Raw genomic sequence first — 11,579 nt, 5'->3', positions numbered from 1 at the left:
GCCCCCAGGACGTTCACGCTTCAGAAGCGGGCGGCGGTCAGCGTCGGGGCCGGGGTCACTGGCGGGGGTGGCGGCGGGACCGCGGCGATCTCGGCGAGCTCGGACCCCGATCCGGGGCGCCCGTAGAGCCACCCCTGGCCCGCTCCGCATCCGTGGGCGATCAGCGCCGCCGCCTGGAACGGCTCCTCGATCCCCTCGGCGACCGTGCTCATCCCCAGCGCGTTCGCCAGTGCCACGATCGCGGTGATCACCGGCGCGACGGCAGATTCCCGCCGGAGAGCGGTGACGAACGCCCGGTCGATCTTCAGGATGTCGACGGGCAGCCGGTCCAGCCGCGAGAGCGACGAATAGCCGGTGCCGAAGTCGTCCACAGCGATCCGCACCCCGTCGGCCCGGAGCGCTTCGAGCGCGGCGAGCGCCACCGGGGCGTCGGCCTCGAGCATGCTCTCGGTCACCTCGAGCACGAGCCGCGTCGGCGCGAGCCCGGTGTCGGCGAGGATGCGCCGGACGTCGGGAACGAAGTTCAGGTCGTGCAGTTGCCGCCCGGAGACGTTGACCGAGATCCGCGGGTTCTCCGCGAACGACCACCCAGCCGCCTCCTCGCAGGCGGCACGCAGCACCCACCGCCCGAGGTCGAGGATGAACCCCGACTCCTCGGCCAGCGGGATGAACTCGACCGGCGGGATCGACCCCCGCAGCGGGTGCTTCCAGCGCAGCAGCGCCTCCGCACCGATCACGGCGCCGGTGGGCAGGTCGACGATCGGCTGGTACACGACGACGAACTCGCCGGCCGGCAGGGCGTCGACCATTTCGCGGTTCTCCGCACCGCTGTGCACGTCGACGAACGTGCGCGCCCGGCCGCTGAGTTTGGCCTGCTGGAGGGCACTGTCGGCGCGTCCGAGCAGCAGGGACGCCGAGTCGCCGGCCCGCCACTCGGCCACCCCCGCAGACGTGGTCTGCCCCTCCGGGAGCGACACGCGCAGGGCGTCGACGATCGCGGCGCCGTCGGCGGCAGGGATACCGGGCAGGACGAGCCCGAACTCGTCACCGCCGGAGCGGGCCAGCACCGCACCCGGCGGAAGGATCGACCGCCAGGCCTGCCCGGTGAGGCGCAGCAGGCGGTCGCCCCGGTCCTTGCCGAAAAGCTCGTTGACCCGCCGGAAGTTGTCGAGGTCGAGGAACGCCACCGAGACCGGCGTGCCTTCCCGCCGCGCCTCGCCGACGGCGTTGTCCAGGGCGCGCTGGAGTCCGCGGCGGTTGGCGAGTCCGGTCAGCGTGTCGGCCTCGGCTTCGGTGGCCTCCCGCACCAACCAGCCGATGATGACGCCGACCACCGCGTTCGTTCCGATCAGCGCCACCGCGACGCCGACGGGGAACGCGTTCCACACGAACTGTTCACCGATGACCGCCGCCGCGATCGCCACCTGGTAGAGCGCACCGACCGGCCAGCTGAAGAAGAACATCGTGAAGAGCGACGCCAACGGGTAAATCGTCGCGTACGCCTCGTCCTTGCTGAACGCGACGAACAGCGTGACGTGACCGACGAGTCCGCCGATGACCAGGTGGAACGCCCAGCGGGGCCAGCGTCGCCCGAGCGCGCCGACCAGCAGTCCGACGCCGGTCGTGGTCGCGGCGCCCAGGCCGACGCCGGTCTCCCGGTGGTGGCCGGTGAACGCGATGATCGTCGCGACGAGCCCCGCCGCGACGTAACAGCTCGCCGCGACGATCGACATCATCCGGGGTGTGGCGACCACCGGTGCCTGCCACCAACCGGCGGGCCCGCGAAGGATACGCAGCAGCCTGCTCACCGGCGCACCGCCGGCGGGCGGCCGGGTGTTCCACCGCTCCTCATCGTCGGTACCTATCGACGCTGGTCGTCGCGCCGTGAGGGATTCGATCGGGTAGTTCTGCTCAGGCGTCGCCGGGGTGTGGGGCGACAGGGTGTGGGCATGAACCCGGACATTGCGTTGGCGCAGGCAGATGCGGCGGTGGCGACCGCCGCCCGAACGCTCGACGCTGCCACCGCGCGGGCGCGGGCGGCGCGGTACGAGGCGAATCGCGCCGATCAGCAGGCCGCTGCGGCGTACCGGGCCTGGGCCGGCGCCTCGTCCCACCGCTCCCGCCTGGTGGCCCAGCGCCTGACCGCCCCGGGCGCCGGCGGCTCCACCGTGAGGCCGGGGGGCGCCGGCTCCGGCGCCGCAGGGCCGGGCGCCGAGGCCTTCGGCGCCGCGGGTCCCGGGTATGTGGCGCCGGATGCCGCTTCTGCGAGTCCCCGGGCAGCTGGGCCGGGGCTTACGGCGCCGGTGTACGCGGGTCCGGGGCACGTTCCGCCGTGGGTGGGGCCGGTCGGCGAGCCGGTGCGCGCCGAGACGTCGGCATGGTCCGTGCAGACCGTGCTCCTCGCACTCGGCGGTGTGCTCCTCGCCGTTGCTGCGGTGGTGTTCACCGTGGTCGCGTGGGGCGCCTTCGGCATCGGCGGCCGCGCCGCCATCCTCGCCGGCATCACCGCGATCACCTTCGCCGTGCCGGCGCTCCTGGACCGACGCGGCCTGGCCTCGACCGCCGAGACGATCGGCCTCCTCGGCCTGGTGCTGGTCGCGCTGGACGGATACGCGCTGCACCACGTCGGGCTGGTGCCCTGGGGCGGCCCGCGGTACGCGGGAACCGTGCTGGGCGCCGTAACGGCGGTAGCGCTCCTGTACCCGCTGCTAGTGCCCCTCCGCACCCTGCGCCCAGCAGGCCTGGTGCTCGCGCACCCCGCCGTCATCCTCCTGTTCAGCCCTCCTCTGGACGCCGTCGCGGCCTCTGCCGCACTAGGACTCGCCCTGGTCGGCACCGACCTGGCCGTGCGGCGGTACGCACGAGACACGACACTGCGCGCCACCGCCACGATCAGCGGCGCCATCACCAGCGTCGTCACCCTGCTCTGCGCCCTGATCGCCGCCGCCGCACCTTCCGACGCCCCAATCCAACGCCTGGTAGGCACCCTGGCCCTGTTCGGCCTGGCCGCCGCAGCCCTCCTAGCCGCCGAAACCGTGCCTCACCCCGCCCCCATGCCGCCGCGGGTCGAGGTGGATGCCGGGGCCGGAGCACCCGCGCTGCCCGTCAGGTCTGTGCAGACCGGGCGGGCCGTGGCTCAAGGGCTGGCCGCAGGGATCGCGGTGCCGCTGGTCCTGGCCGGCCCGATGACCCAGTGGCTCCGCTTCGGCCCAGAGGGCTGGGGCCTCACCGGCTTGGCGGTGGCCATCGCCCTCGCCGCCGCGACCCCGCTCGCACTCCGCACCCCGTGGCGCACCGGCACCTCAATCGCGTCCGCGGCACTAGCAGCGCTCGCCGCGCTGTCCCCGGCCGCCGCCGTCGGCTTCACCCTGCTCGCCCCGCTGGTGAGCCCCGAGCTGGTCTGGAACGCCGATTCGATCACCCAGCCGGTCTGGGCGGTCCCCGACACCCGTCCCCACCCCGACCTGGTCACCGCCCTGCTGGCCCTCACCGCAGCCACCGTCCTCCTACTCCTCTCCCGGAACCGCCCCACCCGCCACCCGGCTGCCGCCACGACACCGGTCGGTGCGGGTGTCGCACGGCAGGCGGCGACCACTGCCGCGCCGCTCGGCGTGGGGGCGGTGGTCGTGCTGGCACCGGCCGCGTTCGGTGCTTCGATCTGGGCGACGGTGCTGGTCGTGGGCCTAGCCGGCGCGGTCGCCACGGTGGCCGGAATGCTCCGCCGCACCCCGGACGCCCCGCTCCTGTCCTGGCTCGGCGGCGCCCTCGTCGCCCACGCCGCAGTCGTCTCCCTGGCGTCTCGACCCGCCACGCTGGTCACCCTCGGCGCGGTCGCCGCCCTGTACGGCGCGGTCGCCGCCCGTTCGGACGGCACCCGCCAGGTCCTCGCGACCGGCATCGCCCTCGGCACCCTCAGCGGCTGGGCCGCGGCCCTGGCCACCGCTTTCACGTCCGGCGCCCAAGGCTGGTCCGGAGGCCCCGGCCCGGCGGGCGTCGCCGTCGGACTCTCCGCTCTCGTCGCCCTGGCGGTCGCCCGCCTCACCCGCGAGACGCGGCCACCGTCGGCAACCCTCGCCGCGATCCTGGCCGGCGTGACCGCCTACGTCGGAGCGGCCCTCGCCGTCACCCACCCCGCTCCCGCCGGCGTCCTCCACCTCATCGACCGACCCCTCATCGCCGTCCTCGCCCTGACCGCCGCAGCCCTCGCCGCCACCGCTACCCGAGCCGCCCTCCCCCACCGCACCGCGGCGCCCTCGCCCGACGCGCCGCTGGCGACGGCCGTGCCGGTTGAGGACGCATCGCGCTCGCGGAAAGCCACCGACGCAGCGAGGTCGGGGACCTCCGACGCAGCGGGCGAGCGGTGGGGGTCCGTGGCGGCTGCGGCGCCGGGGGTGATCGTCGCGGCGCTGGTGCTGGCGCCGGCCGTGCTGGCGGTGGTGTTCGGGCCGCTCAGCTGGGTGTCCGCTGTCTGGCGCGGCGCGCCGGTGGACGCCGCCCAGCTCGGCCCGGCGTTGCCCTATCCGGGCACCGTGCTCGACTCGATCGTGCTGCTCGTCGCGGCCGGCGCGCTCCTCGGAGTGCGGTGGCGCGCGGACCGTCGGACAGCGCTGTGGTTCGCCGTCCCGGCCCTGGCCCCGGGCATCGCCACCCTCGCACCGGCCCTCCACGCCCCCTGGCCGGTCGCCCTGACCGTCCTCTTGGCCTTGGCCGCCACCGGCACCGTCCTGGCCAGCCTTCCTGCCCGTCGGCCGGTGGGGGCCGGGCTGGCGGCGGTTGCTGGTCTTACCGCGGTTGCCTGGGCGCTCGCGGACCGCGCCGCGACGCTCGTCGTGCTGGGTGTCGTGCTCGTTGCGGCAGCTGCGGTCACGGCCCTGACCCGCGAGAACGCCCCTCGCAGCGTCGGCGCGGCCACCGCGGCGGTTTCGGCCGTCGCGTTGGCCTTCGCCGTCGGTGCCGCCGCCGACCTCCCCACCGCGTACCTGCTCGTCGCGGTCGCCACCGCCCTCGTCGTGCCGGGAATCTTCGCCGTGCCTCGCGTCATCACCGACGTTCTCGACGCGGGCGCCGCTGTCGCGGGAACTCTGGCGTTCGCGTCGGCGGGCGTCCTCGCCCTGGACTCGGCGGCCGACTCCGCGATCAATTCAGCCGGGTCCGCGCTGGACCAACCGGTGTTCGCCCTCACCGCAACGCTCCTCGGCATCCCGCTCGGGCTCGCCGGGCTGCGGGCGACCCGTCGCTGGTGCGTGTGGCTCGTGCCGGGCATGGAGCTCGTCGCGCTGTGGGCGTGGCTCGGTCGGGCGGGTGTCACCGTGCCGGAGGCCTACACGCTGCCCGCCGCCGCGGTGGTGGCCGCGTTCGGGCTCTACACGTTGCGCCGTCGGCCGGCGGTGTCGTCGTGGCTCGCGCTCGGTCCGGCGCTGACGGTCGCGGCCGTGCCGACGCTCGCCGTCGCGCTGTCGGCGGGGACGCTCGGCCTCCGCGTGCTCCTGCTCGGCCTCGCCGCCCTCACGGTGACGCTGGCCGGTGCGGCGACCCGCCGCCAGGCCCCGTTCCTGTTCGGAGCCACCGTGCTGAGTCTGGTCACCGCCCGCGCGCTGGCCCCCGTGCTTCCCGCGCTGGCCGACACCGTCCCGACCTGGGTGCCGCTTTCACTCGCCGGCGCTCTGCTCCTAGCGGTCGGCGCCACGTACGAGCGCCGCCGCCGAGACGCCACCCGCCTGGCCGCCTACCTCCGCACCATGCGCTGAGCCGCGGAAAGCGGTCCCGTCAGAGCGCACCCCCACTCCCCACAACGGGACCGCTCCAAGCCGAGCGGCCCCGAACCAGCGCGCTCAGGCACACCGCAACGGGGCCACTCGACGCGGGCCGGGCGAGCGTGGCCGCGCCTAGTGGAACCGCGCGAGCAGTGACTCCACGCACGACGTCCCAAACCCCACCGCATCCACCGGAATCCGCTCATCGACGCCGTGCACCAACGTCGTGAACTTCATCGACGCAGGCAGCGTCATCGGCGTGAACCCGTACGTCTGGATCCCCAACCGAGAAAAGAACCGCCCGTCCGTCGACGCGGGCATCAGCATCGGCACGGGCGCCCCCAACGGATCGTGCTCCCGCAGCACACCTGCCAGCGTGTCGAACAGCCCGAGGTCGGGCGCCAGAGTCACGGGATCGTGCCGCACGACGCTCAGCTCCACGTCGTCGCCCAGCAGTGCCTGAAGCTCAGCGAGAAACGACTCGGGACCGAAACCGGGCAGCAACCGACCGTCGAGGTCGACGACCGCCGACGTCGGACGCACGTTCACCGCACCGTCGCCCGCCGACACGATGTTCGGCGTCGCGGTGTGGTGGAACAACGGCGCCAGCGTCAGGCCGACCTCCCCCAACCCGCCGAGCAACCGATCGGTCAACGCCGGCACGAGCAACAACCGCGCCACCCGTCCCACCGGCGACGGCAGCCCCGCGGCAAGAGCCGAAATCATGGTCCGCACGACCGGTGTCACGTGCACCGGCAACCGCCTCCGGTCCAGAACGCGCAACATCGACGCCAGTCGAGCGGTCACCCCACCCGGACGCGCCAGCGATCCGTGACCGCCCGGCGCCCGCACCACTGCCCGCACCCAGCAGATCTGCTTCTCGGCGACCTGCACGGGATAGAACCGGCGCCCCGCGATCTCCATCGTGAAACCGCCGAACTCGCCGATCGCGTACCGAACGCCCTCGAACAGCTCGGGCCGGTTCTCGACGAGATACTTCGCGCCGCGCTCACCACCGGATTCCTCGTCGGCCAGAAGCGCCAGGATGACGTCGCCCGGCGGCACCGAACCCGAGGCAACCATCCGCAACAACGCCACCAGCATCATGACGACGCCACTCTTCATGTCCAGGGCGCCACGGCCCCAGACGAACCCGTCGGCGATCTCACCGGAGAACGGCGGGTGGGTCCACCCGTGATCGCTCACCGGCACGACGTCCAGATGGCCCTGCATCAGCAACGGCGGCACGAGCCCCCGCCCGGGAAGGCGTGCGATGAGGTTGTCGCCGACCACCGTCGTCGACACCCCCGCGTCGCGCAGCAGCCCACCGAGGTAGGTCACCAGCGCGGCCTCGTTACCCGGCGGGTTCGTGGTGTCCACCCGGATCAGCCGCTGCAGCAGCTCGACGGGCTCCGGAACGTCGACCATGCGTAGACGCTAGCTCATACCGGCAGGGCCGCCGCATAACTCCCGGAGAGCCACTCCCCGAGCAACGCCACCCGCTCCGCCCGCGTATCGAACCCGTGGATCACCGGCGCCTGGTTGTACGCCATCGCGTCCGACGTCCGGCGCAACTTCACGTACTCCCCGCACGCGTCGATCGCGTAGCGCTCCATGTCGTCCTGGAGGGCGCCGACGACCGTGATGCCGCTGTCGGCGCCGATCCGTTCGAACAGGGCGACGGCCTCGCGGCGGTGCTGCTTGCCGAGGTTTCGCCCCAACTCGTCCAGTACCAGCAACAGCGGCCGACCCGTACCGCTGGCCAGCGCCGCGGCGCAGACGAGCTTCACCGCTTTCTCGTCCATCTGCGCGGTGTTGCCCCGGCGGTCGTACGCGACCATCACGTTGCCCTCCGCCCGGCGCCACACCGGGGTGACTTCCCAGTTCCAGCGCTTGGTCGGGTCGGCGGGTGGCTCGGGCTCGACGAAACGCAGGCCGGCGCCGTAGCCGCCGTACGCGCGGTCGAGGTCGTCGAACTTCGCGCCGACCGCGTTGAGTCGCGCGGTGATCGCCCGGGCCAGTGACGCCCGCACCGCTGCGGCGGCCTTCGCGGCCTCCTCGTGACCCAGCGACGCCGCGTCGCGCGCACGCCGCTTCTCCACCCGCTCGTCGGCGAGACGGGCGCGCTGATGGGCGTCCTCATGAGCTTTGAGGGTGAGATGGTCGCGGACCGCGGCCAACAGCGCGCCGAAGGTCTGTTTCTGGCGGTCGGCCTGGCCGCGGCCGGGGGCGGCCCGTTCCTCGCCCAGCGCGGTGACCTGGGCCGGGACCGGGTCGCCGGCGCGGAAGCACAGCGCGAGGATCTCGGCGAGGACCGACTCGGCGGCGCGCCACCAGTCGTCGGAGTCGAAGAGCTGTTCGTCGTCGGGGAGGTCGGCGAGGTGGTTCTGCGCGGCCTCGACGGTGTTGCCCCACTCCTTGAGCAGGGCGTCCAGGTCGATGATCCGGCGGCGGGTCTCCAGGCGGTCGCGTTCGACGCGGAGTTCCTCGCGTCCGTCCTCGACGCGCCGGCGGTTGCCGAGCAGGGCCTCTGCCTGCTGCTGGCGGCCGGTCTCGGCGAGGCGGGCCAGGTCGTATTCGTGGCGCGCCGCCGTGAGTCGTGAGGCGAGGGCGTCTTCGCGGTCGGCGACCTCGTCGAGTTCGCGGCGGTGCGCGCGGATCTTGTTCCGGCGGGATGCCGCGGTCACGGCGGCCCGGGCCGCCACTACCCGGCGCTCGGCGACAGCGAGCCGCCGCTCGGCCTCGGCGAGCTCGGCGTCAGCGGTGTCGAGTTGAGCGGTTGCCGAAGCCACGGCATCGGCCGCCCGCGAAATCCGCGCCGCCCGCCCCGTGATCGGTGCCCCGAACCCACCGACGACGGTCACCCCGCCGGAGGTGACGGCAGCCGGCCCGGTCAGCACGGTCGCCTCCGCCCGCAGCCCGGCAAGGAACGCCGACAGGTCGAACTCCCCGGCGACCGCACCGCCCGCCGAGACGAGAATCGAGCCGGGGAGGCCCGCCAGCGTCGCCGTCGCAGCGGCGAGATCACCCGCCTCCACCACCACCGCCTCGCGGTACGGCCACACCAACGGCTCCCACGTACCGCGTTCAGTCTCGGCAACCGTCACCGCGTCGACCAGCGCCGCCGCCGAGATCCCCGCCCTCCGCAACGCAGCGAGCTGCTCAGCCGCCACGTCATCCCCCGCCTCAGCGGTAGCCAACGCCCCCGACGCCGCAGCCAACCCCGACGACGCGATCGCCCGCGCCCCGATCGCCGCCGTCCGCTTTTCAACGGCGGCCGCATGCTCGTCCGACGCGACGGACTCAGAACGACCGTCCGCATCCCGAGCCGTAGCCTCCAGCTCGTCGGCCTCCCGACCGAGCCGCTCCAGGCTCCCGGTCAACGCCCGCCGACGGTCACGCAATGCCTGGTGGTCCCCGTCCACCGCGGCGAACGCTTCCTCCGCACGCCGCAGACGGTCCCGCAGCGCCACGTCGTCGCCCAGCACGTGCAGTTCCTCGGCGATGGCCGAGAGCCGTTCCCGGTGGGCACCGTCGTCGGCGGCGATCCGCTCCAGATCGTCCTCGATCGCCTCGAGCTCGTCGGCCGCCCGCGACACCAGCACCGCGGCACGCGACCGCCACCGCTCCTGCGCCGACCCCGCCAGGTCCCGGGCCCGCTCACGCCGCGCGATCGCCGACTCGATGTGGTGCGCCTGCTCCTCCCACTCCACGAGCTTGCGTTCCGCGTCGGCGGCCTTCTCCAACTCGGCGTGCTCGGTGTTGCGGTGACGCTGCTCGTCGGCGATCTCGTGATCCAGCCCGGTCAGGGCCGCCACCGCGGAGAAGATCCGATCGGGCTTGAGCTCGTTCAGCGGCTGGGCCAGCAGGTTCGCGGTCGCCGACGGCCGCACCGACGTCGACAGGAACGACACGCACCGGATGTGCTCACCGAACAGCACGCGCGACAGGTCACGGGCGTTGTAGTCGCGCCGGCCGGCCCGCGGCGGCAGCGCGGCCCACAGCGCATCCGCTTCCCGTTCGCGCGATGCCTCCGACGCGCCCATCGGGACATGGAGCCCATCGGTCCACCGCACGAGCAGGTGTGGCGTCTCCCGCGAAATCCGCAGCCACACGGTGAGCGCACTCGGACCGGGGTCCACGGCGTCCCGGGAAGCGAAAACTCCGATGACGTACCCGTGGTCCGCGCTCGCGTACTCCCGCTCCTGCGCCGCGATCTCCGCGGAGAACAACAGGTCGGCCGATTCCCGCGCCCCCGAAGCGAGCCGCCACTGCTCGTCGCCGTGCAGCAACGTCAACGCGGCGATGAACGACGACTTCCCCGCCCCGTTGGAGTCCTTCGGACCCTGCCCCGCGACGGTGATCAGACACCCCGGCAGCAGCGGCACCGGGTGCGTCGAGAGCCGTGAGACCCCGATCAGCTGAATCCCGATCGCGACCCGGTCACCCACCACGTCCAGGTGGTCGTCGGTCCTCACTGCTCTCCCCTACCCGCTCGAATCGCGGCCGCCAGGGGGCTTCCCGGCCCCGCGGCGAGCACCAGTTCTTCCTGCAGCAACTTCCGGGCCGCCGGCGTCAGCCGATGGAACTGTGCGCCTGGCACGTACCCGGCACTGCGCGTCTGCCGGATCAGATCCGCGGTACGCAGCCGCTGCAGCGCCTCGCTGAGCTTCCCGCGCGCCAGCTGCGTATGACTCCGCAGCTCAGCCACCGTCGTCGGCACCGCGGATGCCCAGCTGTCGTCGGTCAGGTGACCCTCCGACCGCGGAATCGCCACCGAATGCACGAGGATCGTCGTGAGCACGGCCCGGTCGTACTCCGGCAGCGCACCCCAGCCCCGGCTGACCAGCTCCTCGCGCGCCTCGTCGGCGAACCCGCTGGTCCACTGTCTCGGAGCGGCCCGCACCAGGTCCCGGCCGGTCCGCCGCAGCACGTCGCGCAGAGTCTCGCGCAGCGCCGGGTCCCGCAGCGCCGCGAACCCGATCTCCTCCACCGGCTCCCTGCCGTACTCCACCGCCGCCCACGCCGCGACCACCTCGTCGCGCTGCCGCTCCGACAACCCCGCGAGCAGGTCATCCGCCGGATGTGTCATCTGTTTTCTTCTCCCGACGCCATGCCGGTGACCACCGTGGGCCCGGGAGAAACAGGCTGGCCCGCCTCCGGCGAGGAGGGCGCAGCCGGCATCGTGCGGCACAACTCACGCAACGTTTCGAGGTCCGACACGGGCCACGTCGCCACCCGGGGCCCGAGCCGCACCGTCCCGGCCCGCTCGCTCCACCGCAGCCATCCCGACTCGGTGAGCTGCCGCAATGCCTCCACGGCGAACCGGTGATGGGTCTGGGGCAACCGCGTCGGCAGCAACTCGACGAGCACCGCCAACACCGCGTCGACCGTCGTCTCGCGCCCTGGCCACGGTTCCACGGACAGATCCACCCAGCAGCACCGCAGACACACCGCGAGCACCCGGCTCGCCTCGTTGCGGTGGTCCAACGCAGGCAGCCCGAGCCGCAGATCCCGCAACGCCGCCGGCGTCACCCCATCCGGCCCCACCGCCACCAACCAGGCCCGATACCCGGGCCCACCCTCCCCCGCGTCCGTACCGTGGCCCGGTCCCGCGTCACGCCCCTCGGCTGCACTTGCCGGCTCAACCGCACTCGCGTCACGCCCCCCGGCCACATCCGTCGCAGCCGCCGCGCCGGTGGCGCGGGGCGCAGCGGACTCGAGGAGCCGCCGGAACCCGTCCGGCGCCGCCATCCCCGGCGCCACCGGGAGCGGCCCTTCGGCCCGCGCCCGAGCAGCCCACAGCGCAGCCTCATCCATCAACCC

At 73.6% G+C, this 11,579-nt stretch carries 6 protein-coding genes; 1 reads left to right on the top strand and 5 read right to left on the bottom strand.

The genetic code is table 11. The annotated features are described in order from the left end of the window. Nucleotides 1–20: 20 nt before the first annotated feature. Nucleotides 21–1,808, bottom strand: a complete 1,788-nt coding sequence (locus tag ACGFY5_RS23755; protein WP_392722950.1) for a putative bifunctional diguanylate cyclase/phosphodiesterase — start codon at nt 1,806–1,808, stop codon at nt 21–23. A gap of 141 nt (nt 1,809–1,949) precedes the next feature. Between ACGFY5_RS23755 and ACGFY5_RS23750 the strand changes: the two genes are divergently transcribed. Beyond that, nucleotides 1,950–5,747 (top strand): SCO7613 C-terminal domain-containing membrane protein, encoded by a 3,798-nt coding sequence (locus ACGFY5_RS23750; RefSeq protein ID WP_392722949.1) that lies wholly within the window; start codon nt 1,950–1,952, stop codon nt 5,745–5,747. A gap of 138 nt (nt 5,748–5,885) precedes the next feature. Here ACGFY5_RS23750 and ACGFY5_RS23745 read toward each other — a convergent pair whose 3' ends face one another. The 4 genes from ACGFY5_RS23745 to ACGFY5_RS23730 are packed head-to-tail and all read right to left on the bottom strand — an operon-like array spanning nt 5,886 to nt 11,573. Further along, complete coding sequence (locus ACGFY5_RS23745) at nt 5,886–7,181, bottom strand: M20/M25/M40 family metallo-hydrolase (protein WP_392722948.1); 1,296 nt, start codon at nt 7,179–7,181, stop codon at nt 5,886–5,888. A 14-nt stretch (nt 7,182–7,195) separates the two neighbouring features. Then, on the bottom strand, nt 7,196–10,231 hold the full coding sequence (locus tag ACGFY5_RS23740; protein WP_392722947.1) for a chromosome partitioning protein ParA: 3,036 nt from the start codon (nt 10,229–10,231) through the stop codon (nt 7,196–7,198). After that, nucleotides 10,228–10,845, bottom strand: a complete 618-nt coding sequence (locus ACGFY5_RS23735) for a hypothetical protein (protein ID WP_392722946.1) — start codon at nt 10,843–10,845, stop codon at nt 10,228–10,230. The genes ACGFY5_RS23740 and ACGFY5_RS23735 overlap by 4 nt, the downstream gene beginning before the upstream one ends. After that, complete coding sequence (locus tag ACGFY5_RS23730; protein ID WP_392722944.1) at nt 10,842–11,573, bottom strand: hypothetical protein; 732 nt, start codon at nt 11,571–11,573, stop codon at nt 10,842–10,844. The genes ACGFY5_RS23735 and ACGFY5_RS23730 overlap by 4 nt, the downstream gene beginning before the upstream one ends. Between the last annotated feature and the right edge of the window lie 6 nt (nt 11,574–11,579).

The sequence above is a fragment of the Cryptosporangium sp. NPDC048952 genome (assembly GCF_043197895.1).
Classification (GTDB): domain Bacteria; phylum Actinomycetota; class Actinomycetes; order Mycobacteriales; family Cryptosporangiaceae; genus Cryptosporangium.
The sequence above is the reverse complement of the archived record's forward strand: the minus strand, read 5'-3'. Positions and strand labels throughout refer to the sequence as shown.

What these genes read in the sequence shown, in the direction of transcription:
- ACGFY5_RS23750 (WP_392722949.1), top strand. Translation starts at nt 1,950, where the DNA reads ATGAACCCGGACATTGCGTTGGCGCAGGCAGATGCGGCGGTGGCGACC.
- ACGFY5_RS23745 (WP_392722948.1), bottom strand. Translation starts at nt 7,181, where the DNA reads ATGGTCGACGTTCCGGAGCCCGTCGAGCTGCTGCAGCGGCTGATCCGG.
- ACGFY5_RS23730 (WP_392722944.1), bottom strand. Translation starts at nt 11,573, where the DNA reads ATGGATGAGGCTGCGCTGTGGGCTGCTCGGGCGCGGGCCGAAGGGCCG.
- ACGFY5_RS23735 (WP_392722946.1), bottom strand. Translation starts at nt 10,845, where the DNA reads ATGACACATCCGGCGGATGACCTGCTCGCGGGGTTGTCGGAGCGGCAG.